We start from the raw sequence: 18,608 nt of genomic DNA on the forward strand, positions 1-18,608 counted from the left end.
AGAATTTTCTGTGGATTTTTTTATTCATAACGTCTATTTCTTTGGTTCTGAATAATTTTATCATCAATAGAAATTTCAAATTCTTTGGAAGAAGCATTGTAGAATTTCATTTTAGCCTTTTGTTTTGTTCCGGATTTGAAATAAGGATAAGCATAAACTAAAATCTCATTTGGCTTGAGTTCAATATAGGAATAAATACCACCAGTCATTCCACAAATCATATAGTTACTGTTTCTTGCAAAATAAAACCTATCTAAACTGTCTTCATAAATATATAATGCTGTACTTTTTGACTCAGTTGGAATTCTTAAAATTTTGTTAGAAATGTTTTTAATGAAAATTGGAAAAGAAAAATATTTCTTGATAGCTTTTGTATTATAATTTTCTTTATATAAAGGAATCGTGTCATTTTCTTTAACAATGATTTGAAGATTTTTATTTGATAATGAATCTATAAAATCATCTTTTTTTGAATACAAAAAAGGAAATTCTTCAGTTCTGAAAAAAGAATTTGTCTGCAATTGTAAGGAATCTTCCAGCTTTTTTTCCGGCTTGAATATTCTTTTTCAGATTCAAATTTATCAGGAGGCGGTGGCGGTGGAGATAGAAGATTTTCATAATATTTAACTTCAATATTAGATTTTATTTTTCCAATGTAAATTAAATTCTCTCCACCTTCATTTCCATCTTCATTAAATTCTTGAGTTTTCATCTGCGTATCCTTCTGAAAACTCAAAACAATATCATCTGCAAAAGTGTTTTCCTCTTTGCAACCAATTAGAAATAGGAGAATCAAAACAAAAGAAAATGATTTCATTAATGGGTTTTCTCAAAGATATTAATTATTTATCTTCGTTCTCATATTTTTTAAAAATGAAAAACCTTTCAATTCTCTTCCTTGTTATCTCCACTTTCACATTCTCACAATCCTTCCAAACCCCTTTTGAAAAAGGCAACGGCAACGAAACCGTCACGTTTGAGGAAATGAGAAATTATTATCAAAAACTGGATAAGGAATTTGAAAGCATCACTTTCCAGACAAAAGGAGAAGATGACAACGGCGCACCAATCGATGTTGTGATTTTCAACCCGACCAAACAAAGTTTCGAAGAAGCCAGAAAAGGAAAATCGGTTTTGTTCGTCAATAACGGAATCCATCCAGGTGAACCAGACGGAATTGATGCAACGATGATGTTAATGAGAGATTTAGCCACCGGAAAAATCAAAGCGCCGAAAAATGTCATCATCGCGTCCATCGCAAGTTACAACATCAGCGGAATGATGAACCGTGGCAGTTTCTCCAGAGCCAATCAAAATGGTCCGGAAGAATATGGTTTCCGTGGAAACGCTCGAAATTATGATTTGAACCGAGATTTCATCAAAACAGATTCAAAAAACTCCAGAAGTTTCCAACAGATTTTTCAATGGCTGAAGCCTGATGTTTTCATAGACAATCACGTGAGCAACGGCGCAGATTATCAATACACTTTCACTTACATTTCGACGAACAAAGAACGGTTGGGAAATGTTCTCGGTAATTATTTCAACGGCGAAATGCAGAAAACGCTTCTGAAAAATATGGAGAAAAAAGGTGTGATTTCCGTGCCTTATGTCAACATTCACGGTGATGTTCCAGACGGCGGTTTTCCCGCTTTCATCGATTCTCCGAGATATGCGACAGGTTACACGACGCTTTTCAATTCCATCGGGACGGTTGTGGAAACGCATATGCTAAAGCCGTACAAAGACCGCGTGAAAGTGACTTATGACTATATGGTCGATAACATTAATTATATCGATGAAAACTACAAGACCATTCAGCAAAAACGAGCCGAAAATCTGAAGCAATACAAAGTCGGAAACCAGTATGCGATTGCTTGGAAACTGGATTCTACAAAATATGAAACGATTGATTTCAAAGGCTTTGAAGCGAAATATAAACCAAGCGAGGTCTCTGGAAAAACCAGACTTTGGTATGACAGAAACTCCAAGTTTTCAAAGCCTGTCAAGTTTTATAATACTTATGTTCCGGCAAAAGAAATCACGATTCCAAAATATTACGTCATCCCACAATCTGAATGGAAAATAGTTGATTTACTGAAACTTAATCAAATCAAAATGATTCCGATAAAACAGGACTCTGCATTTACAGTGGAAAGGTACAGGATCAAAGATTTCAAAACAGTTCCCAATCCCTACGAAGGCCATTATCTGCATTACGACACATTTGTGACCAAAGATTCTGGCAAAATGAAGTTCCGAGCTGGTGATTTCCTTGTTCCATTGAATCAGGATGGCGTGAAATTTCTCTTGGAAACTTTGGAGCCGGAAGCAGTGGATTCTTACTTCAACTGGAATTTCTTTGATGCGATGTTGGGTCAGAAAGAATATTATTCGCCTTATGTTTTCGAAGATACGGCCAGTAAACTTCTAAAAGACAACAAAGCTTTGAAAACTGCATTCGAGATGGAAAAATCCATCAATTCGAAATTTGCTCAAGACGGCGAAGCGCAACTGGATTGGGTTTACAAACATTCTAACTACTACGAGAAAACGCACCGGCTTTATCCGGTTTTTAGGATTAATTAAATTTAAAAATATGAGATAATCCTCTCGCAGATTTACAGATTCAGCAGATTAATTAAAAAGGAGTCTGCAAAATTTGCCCAATCCGCGAGAAACGAAATCTAATTCTTAGGAACTTCTATCACTCTTTGCAAAGCTTTTTTAGGATTTCCATTTCTGTCCCACAGTAATGGATAATTGGTTCGTCCAGGGAATGGATAATCATTTTTCCAGGACATTCCGTCCTGCATTCCCCAAGTTGTAACGCGGTCCAGCTTATCTCTTTTCTTGTAGAAGATCTGGAAAAGTTCAGCGTATCTGTCGGCAAGTTTGTCGTCGATATCTTTCGGAAGTCCGTCGGCGTAAGGATCCAGAAATGTTTTGAATTCCTCGTTCTGAAACTGCTTATGCGTGAAAGCCTGACCAATGATCTGTCCTTCCTTCGTCACAGGCAAAATATCCACATCGATTTCCGTAATCATCACTTTGATGCCACACGCGGCGTACGCATCTATCGCATCTTCGATGTATTTGGTTTTTGGAAAATTAAGTCCCCAATGACCTTGGATGCCGATGCCGTCAATTCGGATTCCGGCGGCCTGTAGCATTTTGACCATTCGGACAATACCTTTCACTTTTTCTGGTCTTCAGGCGTTGAAGTCGTTGTAGTATAATTCTGTATTGGGCGCATATTTTGAGGCGTATTGGAAAGATAATCTCATCAGTTCGTCGCCATCGCCGATGCCGTTGATCCATCCGCCAGTGCGGTATTTTCCGTCATCGTCGATCACTTCATTTACGACATCCCAAGCGTCCACTTTTCCGGCGTATCTGCTGGCTACCAATTTGATGTGGTCGTGCAAGCGTTCCTTGGTTTTTTCTTTGCTTTTTGGCGTTCCATCCTCATTTTTGAAAAACCAAGCCGGTGTTTGATTGTTCCAAACCAACGTGTGCCCGATGATGTACATCTTATTTTTCTTTCCAAATTCCACAAAAGCATCCGCCTGCGAAAAATCGAATTTCCCCGGAAGTGGATTCACAACTTCGGCTTTCATACAGTTTTCAGGCGTGATTGTATTGAAATGTTGAAGGACAATATCCTGTTGTTTTTTATCTTTTCCGCTTACGATGTCGTGGTTCACGGCCGTTCCTATTTTGAAAGCCTGAGAATACGCATCTTTGAATTTGACATTCTGCGAGAAACAAACGGAAGAGATTAAAACACTAAATATGATAAGGCACTGTCTCATAAACTCGAATATTGATTTAACTAAATATAGAAAAATTAAATAAACGTGAAATTGACAATTATTTTAATGTTTTGAATGGCTGATTACTTTGCTAGAGCCAATCTCCAGAATTTTGGAAAAAGCTCAGCGAATATATTTGAAGCTCCAAAAATCATTATTGTCGAATAACGATTTTTCGAGTTCAATGAATGTTAACGTTGAGCTTAAGTTTTTAAAAATTGAAATTTTATGTTAAGCTTGATTGGAAATGTTTTTTTATTTGGGTAGCTTTTCCGCCTTCCGTTCACAAACCTAACGAAGTGGTCGACGAAGTCAATCTTTTTTGCATAACGCTTTCAAATTAAATAGAACTTTTATCTAAAGCGAAAAAGGGTTTATGTTCAATTCGGGCTACAGATTCTGTATAAATCAATAGTCAGCGTTAAGCACAGTTCGTCATTCCGAAGGAATCTAAAACAGAGTAAGAACCGTATATGAGCAGTTGTTTTATCATAGATTAATTATCTTTTAGGAGTTTCTCTTCCAGTATTTGCTCGATGATATTTTAGAATATTATCTTTTAGTTCAATTCTTAATGTATCAAAATTGGTGTATGTACTGTCTTCATTATAGAAAACTTTGGTGGAATCTACTAATGTATAAATTTGATTTTTAGCAGATTTATGAACTAATTTATCACTTGCGGTGTTTAGTAATTTTAATGAAAAATCGTTTTGAAAATATTCAAAATCTAATACTTCATTTTCATTCAAAATTTCAAAATCATCTTTTAAAACTATCCCACTTTTAGAAAGAGTTTCTCTTATTTTTGATTTTTGAAAAAAGGAATCTTTTACCAAAGAAAAGAAAACACTCAGTATCCCTAAGATAAAAATTCCCAATAGAGAAAACAAAATGTATTTTGCTGTTTTTTTATATCCTGTAAAATATAGAATTGCAACAACCAATGCAATAAAACTGATTATTAAGAAAGAGATGATAGCAATCACTATTAATCCAAAGAGAGGACTCATATTACTAATTTATTATTTTGATTATCTTTTGTATTTCAAAAATGTTATCAAATCTACAAAATTTCCAACCACAGCCCAACCTTCCAAGCCTTTCCACTTGCCATTCAACAAAAACTTAGTATTTTTGAGACAATTAAAAATAGAAAACCTTTTATGAGCATCAAATCTCGAAAGGTTGATAAAAATAGTTCTATGAAAAAAACTGCTTTTTCTTTATTCTTCATCGTTTTCTCACTGTTGATTTCGGCGCAGAAAGATGCTTACACTCAGCAATATGCAAAATACAAAATGGATATTGATGTGGATGCGCCCAACTTCACTTACCAGGGAAAACAGACTTTGCAATATCAGAACAATTCGCCGGACGAGTTGAGAGTGGCGTATTTCCATTTGTATTGGAACGCATTCAAAGTGGGGTCTATGATGGATCAGCGTGTGGCAGGTCAAGGTGTGAATGCAGACGGAAGATTGGCAAAACGCGTTGGAAATACAGTGATTTCCAGATTATCCGAAATTCCTAAGAACGAAGAAGGCGCGCAAAACATCCGTTGGATAAAGCAGAATGGAAAAGATTTGAAATTCGAGATTCAGGGAACGATAATGAAAGTTTACCTTGCTGAAGCCATCAAACCAAATTCTTCCGCCACTTTCACAATGGAATGGGACGCCGTAATCCCAATGCAAATAAGAAGAAGCGGACGTAACAACCGCGAGGGAATCGATATGACGATGAGCCAATGGTACCCGAAAATCGCTGAGTATGATTATGACGGTTGGGCAACTTTCGATTACATTGGAAGAGAATTTCACGCCCCGTTTTCTGATTATGAAGTGAATATTAAAATCGATAAGGATTATGTGATCGGCGCTGGTGGTAACCTTGAAAATCCAAATGATGTCAAAGGCTACAACAAAAGTGCTGAGGTAAAACCAGACATTGCCAACAAAGTGACTTGGAAATGGACAGCCAAAAATATTCTGGACTTTGCTTGGGCAGCGGACAGAGATTACACAGTTGAAAGTTTTCCGATTTTGGATGGACCAAAGGTTTTCCTAGTCTATCAAAAATCTGAAAAAACAAAATACTGGGAAGAGGCGAAACCATACATCACCAAATATTTCCAGTTGATGAACGCTACTTTCGGACGTTACAAATGGCCAAGTTATTCTTTTATCCAAGGTGGCGATGGCGGAATGGAATACGGAATGTGCACAATGATTTTGGGAGAAGCCACAACTTTGGAAGGACTTTGCGGACTGATGTTCCACGAAGGCGCGCACTCTTGGTTTCAGCAGATGCTGGCGACCAACGAAAGTGTGAGACCTTGGATGGATGAAGGTTTCACACAGTATGCGGAAGATTTTGTGTCCTACAGATTGTTCCCACCAACGGAATCCAAACCGAATCCTTTTACAGATGCGATCCGAGCTTACATTAATTTTACAAAATCAGGAAAAGAAGAGCCTGCGGTTTGGTTGGCGGACCATCACGATAATGGAACGGCTTACACTTATGCAAGTTACATCAAAGGCGAAATGTTTTTGGTACAGCTGGGTTATATTGTTGGTGAGGAAAATCTCAACCGAATTATGATAAAATATTACGATGATTGGGCAATGAAACACCCGACGGAAAGAGATTTTATCCACATCGCACAGCAGATCTCCGGAATGGATTTGAAATGGTTCCAACATTATTGGATCAATACCACAAAAACCATCGATTATGGAATTAAAAATGTGAAATACGATCCAGAATCTACCACAATCACTTTGGTGAACAAAGGAGGCGTTCCAATGCCAATTGAGTTCAGTATTTTGACGAAAGACAAGAAAGTCATTAATTATAATATTCCATCAAGTCTTACCAGAACTTGGAAATCAAAAGATATTTATGGACCGTTCAAAACGTTGCCTTATTGGGCTTGGACGCAACAGGAGTACAGCTTCACAATTCCTTACACCAAATCTCAGTTGTCAGCAATGGGAATTGACTTCAGCCAGCGTTTGGCAGATGTGAATCCTGAGGATAATTATCTGGAAGTAAAGTAGTATAAGCTGGATGTCAGAAGTTGGAAGATTTCACTTCGATAACATCAAAAAAATTAAAGCAATTTTAAAAACTTCCGTCTTCCAGCGTAGGACTTCGGACAAAAAATAATAAATGAACAGCATCGTAATCAACATAGGAAACACCAATATCCGCTTTGGCTTGTTTGATGATGACAATTGTGACATCTCGTGGGTCATCAATACAAAACCTTACAAAACCACCGACGAACTGTATGTTCAGATTTTGATGTTATATCAAACCTATAAAATTGATGTTGAGAAAATTGAAAAAATCATCATCGGTTCTGTGGTGCCACAGTTAACGAAGGTGATTGCAAGTGCGGTTAGGAAAATCCATCAGAAACCGCCTGTCATTGTGGACAGAAATACGCCTTCCGGTGTGATCCCGAAATCGAAACAAATGGGGACGGATATTTACGCCAACCTCGTGGCCGCGCACAATCTTTATCCTAAACAGAAAAAAATTATTCTCGATTTTGGTACTGCACTCACAGCAAGTTGCCTGGATGGAAATGGGGAAACTCTGGGCGTGATCATCGCTCCAGGAATCATTACTTCATTAAATAGCTTGATTCAAGGAACGGCGCAGTTGCCAGAAATAGAATTGGTGAAGCCGAAAACTGTTTTGGGATTAGATACAATCAGTTGTATGCAAAGCGGAATGGTTTACGGGTTTCTAGGAATGGTGGAAGGTTTTATTGATAGGATCAATGATGAGGTTCAGGATAATTGTTTTGTCATAGCAACTGGCGGAGTGAGCCACGTTTACAAACCTTTGACAGACAAGATCAACATCGGCGACAGACTTCACACTTTGAAGGGACTTTATTTTTTGGGTAAGGATTTGTAACTATCTTTTATTTTTAAAAAACATTTTCACGATTTCCGAACATTCATTTTCCATAATTCCAGTCACAACTTCCGTCTTTGGATGGAGCAATAAACCTTTATTAATGAAACCTCGTTGCTCATCTCTTGCGCCAATCATAACTTTCGTGATTTGAGACCAACTAAGCGCACCAGCACACATCACACAAGGTTCCAAAGTGACATACATTGTACAATTCTGAAGATATTTCCCACCGAGATAATTCGCCCCGGAAGTGATCGCTTGCATTTCTGCGTGCGCGGTGACGTCGTTCAGCGTTTCTGTCAAATTATGGGATTTTGCAATGACTCTGTTGTTGGAAACGATGACACAGCCAATCGGAACTTCATCTTTTTCCAAAGCAAGCTGGGCTTCCTGAAAAGCCATTTTCATAAAATAATCGTCAGTGAACATAACGCAAAAAAGTTTAGCACAAAACTAAACTTTTTTATTCATTAATGATAAAATCTATGTCCTAGAAACGGTATCCAATCCCAAGCATTCCTTTACCAGTTAGATTATCACCGTCATAGAAATCGTAGTTGTCGTAATTGCTTCCAAATCTTCTTGCAAGTCCGCCACTCACTTCAAAAACGATATTGTTTCTTGTCACCCATTTGCCACCAAGTCCAATCCCGATGCCTACAGTAGTTCTTCTTTTGGGCTCGTAGTAGGGAGATGAGATGTACTCGCTGTAATCGTTGTAAACGTAGTTATAATAATAATCTTTTGTACTTGTAATCGGGACGAAGCCTTCCACAAAAAATCCTGCGCCATATTTTTTTCCGAAATACATTCTGTAAAATGGTGAGACTTGCGAAAAAGCAGAGTCATCGTACCTGTCATTATTTCCAAAGTAAAACATCCCATTGACACCGACTCCCATATTTTCTCTAAATATTCTCTCATAGGAAATATTTAGAAGGGGAGAAGCGATCAATTCTATTGGACTGATCATCACATCATTTTTTCTTTCAGATGTCGAAGTTTCAGTTTGGGCATAGATTCCCGTAATGCCAAGAAAAGTCAAGGCAAAAAAGCTGATAGTTTTTTTCATTAGTATAAATTAGTTTTAATAGTTTAGTTTTTTAATATTCGATGTTGAATATTAAATGGGGAAATTCTCTGATTTTGTCATATCAGCAATGCTGGTGTCCAGGATGGGCAACATATTATCACGAACATTGATCAGTAATTTTCTGATGCTACAGGTAGCCTCGTCTGTGCAGTCCGCACATTTTTCATAGAAATTAAGAGAAGCGCAAGGCAACATTGCCACTGGACCATCCACGATTCTGATGACGTCCAAAACCTTGATGTCTGCTGGATCTTTCATAAAAGTGTAACCGCCTTCTGCGCCACGTTCGCTTTTGAGAATTTTGTTTTGCTTCAATTCTCTGAGGATCTGCTCCAAAAATTTGAGCGGAATACGTTCGTTCTCCGATATTTTTTTTGCCGAATATAAAGACGAATTATCCTTCCTATTGATGAATAGCAAAGTTTTGATAGCGTACTTGACTCTTTTTGAAAGCATAGTGTAAAAATAATCAAAATTTTATAACTCAGAAATAATATTAATGATCAAATAAAAAAGCCGTCTTGTTCCAGAAACAAGACGGCTTTTTGAATATTAATTTTCCTTATGGGAACTTAACGCCAGAGTAGGAATTAGGACTTACCATGGGAAGGTTTGATCTATATTTACCATTGATTGCTTTCAAAAATTCGTTTGCAACCACTGCATATCCACGTCCAGTCAAGTGAACGCCATCCAAGGAGAATGTGCCACCAGTTACAAACTTGGCAGTATATCTCACACCGTCAAATTGAATTCCAGACATAGAATTTAGCTCAATCATTTTAGCATTAGCGTTTACAAAAGCTAATCCGTAAGAAGTTGCAAGGTTTGCTATTTGCAAGTTGTAAGCATCAACTGCAGTTTTAACTAAAGCGGCTTCCGTTTTTGTCAACACATATTGATTTTCCAAAGGATAGGAAACACCATTTATATTCGCTGGAGCCGGAGCATTTGCATTGGGAGTAGCAATCACAGAACTTGCAGTCAACAAAACATGATCTTCCGCAGTAGCTTGTCTAGCTTGTCCGAAAATCTGTCCAAAAGCGGCTGCGGTCTGAGCGCCTAAAGCCGGCGTAAGCGCTGCTGTAAGTTGAGCAGATAAATTGGTCAAAGATGTATCTTTAATTAAAACAGGATTTGCTGACGTAGCTGACAAAAGATTAATTCTACTCCCTTGTCCAAATGCTGTCAAAGCCTGTTTCAAAGGGCCATATAAATTTGTGTTGAGCGTTGCAAGGTTTGCACCCAAAGCAGCAGGCGTCAACGGGTTGTATGGAACGGTTGTGAAATAAGGAATAGATGTTACATAAGGAATATTTCCGATCACACCTTTTGTAGCGCCAGCAGCTTTCATCGCATCCAAAACACCTTTGATGGATGCTGCTACAACCGCAGGATCAGATATATCATTAGAACCGTAAGTTGCGGGATTTGTATTTCCTTTTTGATCAATTCCAGAACCACCGCTTGTTGCATAGCTTAAGACATCGTTGTTCCCAATCCAAAGAGAGAAGAAAGTTGGTCTTTGAGCCGCTGCATCACCAGCAATACTAGAAGTTTCACTAGTCGCGAATCTGACGTAATATGGATTAGACCTTTGGGTTGCCAATGCAGCAAGACTTCCGTAACCTGGCGCAACCAAATGAAAAGATTTTGCTCCCGGAACGCCCATGTTGTTGATCGTTCCTGTTAGTTTTTTAGTCACATCGGTTGTAGGCGTCGCAGCTACATTTTTCAGAACCGGACTTCCATTGGCAAATGATTCTATGAAAAGTTTTGTTCCTAAAATAGTCTGGCTTCCAAGAACCATTCCTCCATTGTTGTCTGACATCAATGGTTGGATGAATTCCCCGCCACCTGCAAGCTTCATTTGATTTGCGACGATGTTTGGGTAAGATTCATTCTGACCGTCAATGTACAAAGCATTGTCTCTGTAGCCAGAAGTCAAAGAGTTTCCTAGCGCAATATATTTTGAGAAGTCTGCATCTCCAGCAGTTACCACTACATCTTCTGTACTGTTTTCGAAGTCATTCTGACAGCTAACTGCGAACAAAAGCGAAGCTGCTATACTTGATATAAATATCTTTTTCATAATTAATTCTAATTTAAAATGCGTTATAAGATAATCCTAAACCAAAGTAAAATGCTTTAGCCTTAGCCTGTCCTGCAAAGTTGTAATAAGGATTGTTGAATGTTCTGCTTTGTGGCATTGCATAAGCACCTGAAACATCCACACCTAATTTGTTGAATTTGAATCCAACACCAGCTGTGACTACATAAGAATCGAAAGAAGGCGTTTCTGGGATGAAATCCTTATCATCATACGGCGACTCGTCATAATACCATCCAAGTCTTGCGGCGATCATATCTGTAACCATATATTGTGTTCCCAATCTGAAAGTCTTAGTGTTTTTGAAGTTTTTTGGAGAAACCAAAATCGTTGGATCTGCTTGATTTCCAACTGGAGCATTATCAAAATCCAAAGTCAATTTGCTGTATCTTTCCCATCCGTGATAGTTGAAATCTGCTGAGATCAACCATTTTGGAGTCACTTTGTAAGTCGCTCCCAAAGTGACTTCATCCACCAAAGGCAAAGTTGCTTTGAAACGGTCAACGCCTCCAGTTACTGCCAAACCAATGTTTGGATAAAGCGCTGAAGAAATATTAAAAGTAGCTGTCCCGTTTTCAGCTTTCATATCCACAGGAGAACGGTATGCAACACTTACATCCCATTGGCTGTCTGGCTGGAAGTAGAATCCAAATCCAAATCCGTGACCTGTAGCTTCATCGTCTAATAAATTAAGTGATCCTCCAAGTTGAGTCACGCCTTTTGTCCAATCTACTTTTCCTCGTGCATAGATGTAGCTTGCTCCAAAAGATGCCCAAGGTGCCAATTTCACAGAAACCATTGGTTGGAAGTAGTAGCTTTTCAATTCTAATTTTTGAACCATTTCTGCGCCTTCCCAAGTCGTAGGCCACTCAATTGTGCTTCCGAAAGGTGTGGAGAAACTAAAACCTAATGATAGATTGTCCAAAACCTTGTAGGCAACTGCCGCATAAATTGGAGTTCCTAGTGGATTGTCAGTTTCTGCCTGTTGTAGCGTGCTTGTATTTTGGAATGTCACTTTGTTGGATGCACCAAAACCTCCGGCCACTACACTCAGTTTTGAAGGAATAAAAGAAATACCGGCAGGATTGAAAAATGCAACACTCGCATCCTCAGCGTGAGCACTGGTATGCGCCATTGCCAACTGCTTTACACCCTGTAGCGATACTCGGAATCCTCCTGCGTATGCCATTACTCCGGCTGTTAATGCCGCGGTCATTAAAATTCTTTTCATATGTTGATTTTATTATTTTGTTAACATTACATAATTTCTCCGAGATCCTTTTAGACGTATTTTATCTACGAATCATAGCGATTTCATATAATTATTATTAATGTTCCAAATTTATAATTATTTTAATAACAATGACTAAAAAACACAAGAAAAGTTAAACATTGCTATTCTAAGAATAATTGTTTAATAATGAATTTGTCTTATGGGATTGAATTATAATTAATTAAACTTAAAAATCAATTTTTTTTTGAGTAAGTTTAATTTTAAACGATTTAATGTAAACCATAAGAAAATGACACTTTTGCTTTTTAATTAATGATAATATTAATGCTGTTTGATTGATTATTTATCAATATTAATTCTATATTAACTAAAAATTAACAAAAAAGTATTTTTAAAAAATATATTCGTGAAGCTTAAATAAAATTTATATTAACTTTGCATTCAGACATAAAAAAATTAAAATATGAGTTGTGGATGCAAAACATCCGGCGATTCTTCCCACTCTTGCGGTACGAAGAGTGCCAGTGGGTGCAGTAGTGTAGATACTTGTGGCAATAGTTATAAATTAAGTGTTTTTGACTGGCTTTCCGATGTTAATCCTTCGGGCTCGAAAAGTTCAGAATATGTGGAAGTTCGTTTCAAGAACGAACGTAAATTATATTATAGAAACGTCAACAACCTGCCTTTACATATAGGAAGTATTATTGCTGTAGAATCCAGTCCGGGTCACGATATAGGTGTAGTAAGTCTCTCAGGAGAACTGGTGAAAATCCAGATGAAAAAGAAAAATGTGCACCAAGATAGCTTGCTGAAAGTCTATCGTTTGGCGAATCAAAAAGATGTAGAAACGTGGCAAGAACTTAGAAATAAGGAAAACGCACTCAAAGTAGAAGCGCGTAAAATTGCCTACGGATTGAATCTTGAAATGAAAATCACAGATGTCGAATATCAAGGTGATGGGTCTAAGGTAACTTTCTATTACACCGCAGACAACCGAATTGATTTCCGACAGTTGATCAAAGAATATGCCTCTCTTTTCAGAACAAAGATTGATATGAAGCAAATTGGCTTCCGTCAGGAATCTGCAAAAGTTGGCGGAATTGGATCTTGTGGCCGTGAGCTATGCTGTTCTACTTGGTTGACGGATTTCCGTTCTGTGAATACCAATGCGGCGCGTTACCAGCAGTTGAGCATCAATCCTCAAAAATTAGCTGGGCAATGCGGAAAACTGAAATGTTGTCTTAATTATGAATTGGACACATATCTTGATGTTTTAAGGGATTTCCCATCATCAAGCACAGTTTTGAATACAGAAAAAGGAAGAGCATTCTGCATCAAAATCGATGTCTTCAAAAAGAAAATGTGGTTTGCGTATGTAGAAAACTCAATGGCTTGGTACGATATCGATATCTTCGAAGTTCAAAAGATGATTGCCATCAACAAAAAAGGCGAGAAATCTAAAGCTCTGGAAGATGTGAAGGTGATTGAAAACCGTATGGTAACTTCTGATTTGATTCAGGAAAATAGCGTTGACCGTTTCGAAAAGAAAAACAGAAAACCAAGACCAAACAACAATAACAACCGCGACAGAAATCCAAAACAACAGGAAAACAGACCTGCTAGACCACAATCGGATAATAAAAATCCAAGACAAGCTGATAACAGAAATCGTCCGAACGAGCAAAAACCTGTCGAAAACAAAGGTGGCGCTCCAAAAGTTCAGGCTAATGGAAATCAGTCTGGTGCAAATAAAAAACCTAGGCAATCTGATAACAGAAACCGCCAGAATGAGCAAAAACCAGTAGAAAATAAAGCGACTGTGCCAATAGTTCAGCCGGCAGATAATCCGTCAGCGGAAAATAAAACGCAGAAAAAACCGTTCAAAAAACCGAAAAAGAAATTTCCGCCGAAAAATGAAGGTAATGCTTAGATCAATAGTCGTTTTTATCCTGTTTTTATCTGTGAGTTCTTGCCAAAATGAAAACGAGACAATTTTGGTCAATAACGTCAATAATCAATGGAAAAAGAAAACTGCTCAAACTTTTGATTTTGATGTGAAAGATGCTCATAATCAGAAAAATTTGATGTTGCTGGTTCGGAATAACAATGATTATCCATACAGCAACCTAAGACTGATTGCGAGCATTGAACAGAATAAGAAGAATATCTCAACAGATACGCTTAATTTTGTATTAGCAAAACCCAATGGAGAATGGATTGGAACAGGTTTCGGCGATACCAAAGAGATCACTTTTCAATACAAGCTCAATTATAAATTTCCGAAAAATGGAAAATATTCTGTCAAAGTTGTTCAGGCAATGCGAAAGGATGTTTTACCAGGAATAGAAGATTTAGGAATTAAAATTCAAAACTTAAAGCCATAATTTATTAATGGAAAATAAGAAAACTGAACATAAAACTTTTCCTCTGCCAGACAAGAAAAAAGCAAGATCTGGAATCAGAAAGTGGATCAAATTCATTTGGATCGCATTTTTTGCTGTGGTTTTAGGAATTTCTGGATTGTTTTTTGCCGTTTCACAAGGTTTTGTAGGAGATATGCCAGATGTGAAGGAGTTGGAAAATCCGGATATCTATGTCGCGTCCGAGATTTATTCTTCTGATAATGTGCTTCTTGGAAAATTTGAAAAAGAGAAGACCAAGCCGGTGACCTACAAGCAGTTACCGCCATATTTGGTTTATGCGCTACAAGCAAAGGAAGATGAGCGTTTCAAAGAACATTCCGGTATCGATTTGAAGTCCATTGCAAGAGCAATTCGATTTGGAGGTGAAAGAGGTGGAGGTTCTACCATTACGCAACAACTTGCAAAATTATTGTTCACTGGAAATGCTTCTCAAAACAAAATTGAAAGAGCCTTCCAAAAACTAAAAGAATGGAGCGTTGCAGTAAGTTTGGAAAAACGTTACACAAAGGAAGAGATCATCGCTTTATATTTTAACAAAATGGATTTCCTCTTCAATGCGAAGGGAATCGAAATGGCATCGAGGGTTTATTTTAATAAATCTGTGAATCAGCTGACTTTGCCGGAAGCGGCTACGTTTGTGGCAATGTTGGAAGCGCCAAGAAGAAACAATCCTTACAGAAATCCTGAGAAGGCAAAAGTGAGAAGAGATGTGGTTTTGAAGCAAATGCTTGATACTGGGTACATCGATGATTCAACTTACGAAAAAGCGAAAGCTACACCTATTGTCGTAGATTTCCACGAGATAGAATCTGTTGAAGAAGGTTACTCTGCTTACTACAAATTTTATCTTAGAAAAGAAATTCAACAATACCTTGAAGCATACGAAAAAGAGACAGGAAAAGAACTCAATCTGTACAAAAACGGATTGAAGATCTATGTGACTTTGGATTCCAGAATGCAAAGATATGCTGAGGAAGCTATCAAGGAACATTTGACCAATCTTCAAAAAAGTTTCGACGGTGAGATGAGACGCAATCCAAACCGTCCGTATTATAATCTTAACAAAACTCAAATCAATGGTTTGATGATGTCCGCAGTCAAAAGAACAGGGCGTTACAAACAATTGAAAGCAGAAGGTATGTCTGAAGATTCTATTATGCTTGATTTCCACGAGCCGACAAAAATGACCAGATTTACTTGGCAAGGCGAAGAAGAAGTTGAAATGTCACCTTGGGATTCGATCCGTTATCACAAGCAGATTGCACAAGCGGGATTGATGTCGATGGAACCTGCAACGGGCGATATCAAAGCTTGGGTTGGGGGAATCAACTGGCAACATTTCCAGTACGATCACGTGAAACAAGGGAAACGTCAGGTAGGATCTACTTTCAAACCATTTGTTTATGCAACTGCAATTATGCACCTCGGGATGACGCCTTGTTCAGCAGTCTCCAATGCGTCTTATTCCAAAGGAAGTTGGCACGTGAAAGGTGGTGGCGGAAGCGTTACAATGAAAGAAGGTATTGCAAAATCTTTAAACCCTGTGGCAATTAGATTAGCAGAAATGGCAGGAACGGAAAATGTCATCCAGCTAGCAAGGGATTTAGGTGTGACAAGTCCAATAGATAAACATTTACCAATGGCTTTAGGTACTTCTGATATTACAATTTATGAAATGCTAGGAGCGTTCAGTACTTTCGCTAATTTCGGAAACTATACAAAACCGGAAATGATTTGGAGGATCGAAGATGCCAACGGACGAGTTATCAAAGAAGTGAAACCTGTCGTGAAAGAGGTTATGAATGAGATGTATGCTTACACGATGCTCGATTTGATGAAAGGTGTAACGGAATTCGGGACAGCTTCTGGAGAATTGAGAAGACGAGGAATTCCTGCAAGTGTAGAAATTGCAGGTAAAACTGGAACAACGCAGAAAAACTCAGATGGATGGTTTGTAGGAATCGTTCCAAAACTAGCGACTGACGTTTGGGTTGGTTGGGAAGACAGAGCAACGCACTTTTGGAGCACAGGCGAAGGACAAGGAGCGAAAATGGGACTTCCAATTTGGGCAATCTATATGAAAAAGGTCTTTGCAGATAAAGCTTTAAATATTCTCCCTGAGGACAAATTCATCAAACCAGCCAACTGGACAGGAAGTTGTTCCGACCTCAATAATCTAAGAAATGGATACGGCGACGAAGGCGGATTGCAATCCATCGACGAGCTGAAAAATCCAACACAGATTGTACCAGAAAAACCCGTGAAGAAAGAAGATCATTCCAATGAGACACTTAATTCTGGAGAAGATATAGATTTTAATAAATAAAAATATAACCCGCATTTCTGATGCGGGTTTTTTGTAAATATGAAACTCAATCTCATTACTCAAAAATATACGACGCTTTTTCCAGGTGACTTTTCTGGGAATACGATGCAAAGACAAACGCCCGACGTGATGTTTTGCACCGTCAAACCTGCCGATTTTGAAACGACGGAATTGATTGACTTTAATGAAAATCTTGCCGAAGAAATTGGACTTGGGAAAATTGAAAATCAAACAGATAAAGATTTTCTCTCGGCTCAAAATCTTCCAGAAAATGTTCAGACTTATGCAACAGCGTATGCAGGTCATCAATTCGGAAATTGGGCTGGGCAATTGGGCGATGGAAGAGCAATCTATGCTGGTGAAATCCAAAATGGAAATCATCAAACCGAAATCCAATGGAAAGGCGCCGGAGCAACACCTTATTCCAGAACTGCCGACGGACGGGCTGTTCTCCGTTCCTCGATTAGGGAATATCTGATGAGTGAAGCGATGTTTTATCTCGGCGTTCCAACAACCCGTGCTTTGAGCCTTTCCAAAACGGGCGAAGATGTGATTCGTGATATTCAATATTCTGGAAATCCGCAAAAGGAGCAAGGCGCAGTTGTGGTGAGAACCGCTGAGTCTTTTCTCAGATTCGGACATTTTGAATTGTTGTCGGCCAGAAAGCAAGGGGATTTGTTGAAGCAATTGGCGGATTACGCGATTGAAAATTTCTTCCCCGAAGTTTCCTCAGAAAATAATCCAACAAAATACATCGATTGGTTCCAAGCCATTTGCGACAGAACTTTGAAAATGATCATTGATTGGTATCGCGTCGGATTCGTTCACGGTGTGATGAACACAGATAATATGTCAATTCTCGGTTTGACCATTGATTATGGGCCTTATTCTATGATGGATGGATATGATTTGGAATTTACGCCAAACACCACAGATTTGCCGGGAAGGCGATATGCTTTTGGGAAACAAGGTCAGATTTCACATTGGAACTTGGCAACTCTGGCGAATGCGATTTTTCCTTTGATTGATAATGCTGAGGTTTTAGAAAAGATCTTAGATGATTTCGGCAAGCAATTTTGGGTGAAACACGATAATATGCTGGCGGACAAATTTGGTTTTGATGAGGTTTTGGCTGAAGATGAAAAGTTTTTCACCGAATGGCAACAGATGATGCAGGATTTGAATCTCGATTACACCTTATTTTTCCAACAGCTGGAAAAACCAACTTCTGAAATTAAGACCGAAGATTTCAAAGATTGTTTTTACCGAAATCTAAATGAAATTGAATTAAAAAAATTATCAGATTTCATCGAAAAATATCAAACGAGAAAACTTAAAAATAATATTTCAGAAAAAGAATCTTTAGACTTAATGTCCGAAACAAATCCGAAATTCATTCTTAGAAATTATCTCTTGTATGAGGCGATTCAGGATGCGGAAAATGAGAATTATGAAATGTTCTTCAAACTGAAAAAAGCTTTGGAAAATCCTTACGAAAATTTTTTTCCGGAGTTCAATAAAAAGCGACCTTCGAAGTATGATAATCAGACGGGAAGCAGTCAGTTGTCTTGTAGTTCTTAGTTGGTTTATGACTTTTTGCATCTGGCTTTTAGCTTCAAACGATGTTTTTATTGGTTGTAAATAATTTTCTATCTTTGTTGTAATCAA

The 18,608-nt window shown here is 38.0% G+C and carries 15 protein-coding genes and 1 pseudogene; 7 read left to right on the top strand and 9 right to left on the bottom strand.

Annotation, left to right across the window (positions count from 1 at the left end; genetic code table 11):
- Nucleotides 1-20: 20 nt before the first annotated feature.
- Both IO90_RS03385 and IO90_RS03390 read right to left on the bottom strand, forming a co-directional pair.
- A complete protein-coding gene (locus tag IO90_RS03385) occupies nt 21-479 on the bottom strand; it encodes a hypothetical protein (protein ID WP_034963923.1) in 459 nt (152 codons plus the stop codon).
- On the bottom strand, nt 452-817 hold the full coding sequence (locus IO90_RS03390) for a hypothetical protein (protein ID WP_034963925.1): 366 nt from the start codon (nt 815-817) through the stop codon (nt 452-454). Before IO90_RS03390 ends, IO90_RS03385 begins: the two co-directional genes overlap by 28 nt.
- Nucleotides 818-873: 56 nt before the next feature.
- Between IO90_RS03390 and IO90_RS03395 the strand changes: the two genes are divergently transcribed.
- Entirely contained in the window at nt 874-2,589 is a 1,716-nt protein-coding gene (locus IO90_RS03395) for a hypothetical protein (protein ID WP_034964279.1), read from the top strand.
- Nucleotides 2,590-2,687: 98 nt separating this feature from the next.
- Here the strand turns inward: IO90_RS03395 and IO90_RS03400 are convergent.
- A pseudogene (locus tag IO90_RS03400) lies at nt 2,688-3,815 on the bottom strand (endo-1,4-beta-xylanase).
- A 500-nt stretch (nt 3,816-4,315) separates the two neighbouring features.
- A complete protein-coding gene (locus tag IO90_RS03405; RefSeq protein ID WP_034963927.1) occupies nt 4,316-4,828 on the bottom strand; it encodes a hypothetical protein in 513 nt (170 codons plus the stop codon).
- Between the two features lie 192 nt (nt 4,829-5,020).
- Here IO90_RS03405 and IO90_RS03410 point away from each other — a divergent pair, with 192 nt between their 5' ends.
- The gene (locus IO90_RS03410; RefSeq protein WP_034964280.1) at nt 5,021-6,880 is read left to right on the top strand and encodes a M1 family metallopeptidase; all 1,860 of its coding nucleotides are present in this window, start codon (nt 5,021-5,023) and stop codon (nt 6,878-6,880) included.
- Between the two features lie 112 nt (nt 6,881-6,992).
- Complete coding sequence (locus IO90_RS03415; protein ID WP_034963929.1) at nt 6,993-7,751, top strand: type III pantothenate kinase; 759 nt, start codon at nt 6,993-6,995, stop codon at nt 7,749-7,751.
- On the opposite strand, the gene IO90_RS03420 is transcribed toward IO90_RS03415, so the two are convergent.
- The 5 genes from IO90_RS03420 to IO90_RS03440 form a co-directional block, all read right to left on the bottom strand.
- Entirely contained in the window at nt 7,752-8,183 is a 432-nt protein-coding gene (locus tag IO90_RS03420; RefSeq protein ID WP_034963931.1) for a nucleoside deaminase, read from the bottom strand.
- A 61-nt stretch (nt 8,184-8,244) separates the two neighbouring features.
- Nucleotides 8,245-8,826: a hypothetical protein gene (locus IO90_RS03425; RefSeq protein WP_051878223.1), complete on the bottom strand. Its 582-nt coding sequence runs from the start codon at nt 8,824-8,826 to the stop codon at nt 8,245-8,247.
- A 51-nt stretch (nt 8,827-8,877) separates the two neighbouring features.
- Nucleotides 8,878-9,303, bottom strand: coding sequence for an RrF2 family transcriptional regulator (locus IO90_RS03430; protein ID WP_034963933.1), 426 nt, complete (start codon nt 9,301-9,303; stop codon nt 8,878-8,880).
- Nucleotides 9,304-9,409: 106 nt separating this feature from the next.
- The gene (locus tag IO90_RS03435; RefSeq protein WP_034963935.1) at nt 9,410-10,939 is read right to left on the bottom strand and encodes a lipase; all 1,530 of its coding nucleotides are present in this window, start codon (nt 10,937-10,939) and stop codon (nt 9,410-9,412) included.
- A gap of 13 nt (nt 10,940-10,952) precedes the next feature.
- Nucleotides 10,953-12,188 carry an OmpP1/FadL family transporter gene (locus IO90_RS03440; protein ID WP_034963936.1) on the bottom strand — a complete coding sequence of 412 codons (1,236 nt, stop codon included), beginning with the start codon at nt 12,186-12,188 and terminating at the stop codon, nt 10,953-10,955.
- Between the two features lie 466 nt (nt 12,189-12,654).
- Here IO90_RS03440 and IO90_RS03445 point away from each other — a divergent pair, with 466 nt between their 5' ends.
- The 4 genes from IO90_RS03445 to IO90_RS03460 are packed head-to-tail and all read left to right on the top strand — an operon-like array spanning nt 12,655 to nt 18,521.
- Nucleotides 12,655-14,121: a stage 0 sporulation family protein gene (locus tag IO90_RS03445; RefSeq protein WP_034963937.1), complete on the top strand. Its 1,467-nt coding sequence runs from the start codon at nt 12,655-12,657 to the stop codon at nt 14,119-14,121.
- Nucleotides 14,114-14,575 carry a gliding motility lipoprotein GldH gene (locus IO90_RS03450; RefSeq protein ID WP_034963939.1) on the top strand — a complete coding sequence of 154 codons (462 nt, stop codon included), beginning with the start codon at nt 14,114-14,116 and terminating at the stop codon, nt 14,573-14,575. Before IO90_RS03445 ends, IO90_RS03450 begins: the two co-directional genes overlap by 8 nt.
- A gap of 7 nt (nt 14,576-14,582) precedes the next feature.
- Entirely contained in the window at nt 14,583-16,940 is a 2,358-nt protein-coding gene (locus tag IO90_RS03455) for a penicillin-binding protein 1A (protein ID WP_034963941.1), read from the top strand.
- 39 nt (nt 16,941-16,979) lie between these two features.
- Nucleotides 16,980-18,521: a protein adenylyltransferase SelO gene (locus IO90_RS03460; protein ID WP_034963942.1), complete on the top strand. Its 1,542-nt coding sequence runs from the start codon at nt 16,980-16,982 to the stop codon at nt 18,519-18,521.
- Nucleotides 18,522-18,608 lie beyond the last annotated feature (87 nt).

This window comes from Chryseobacterium sp. FH1, assembly GCF_000735135.1.
Lineage (GTDB): Bacteria > Bacteroidota > Bacteroidia > Flavobacteriales > Weeksellaceae > Epilithonimonas.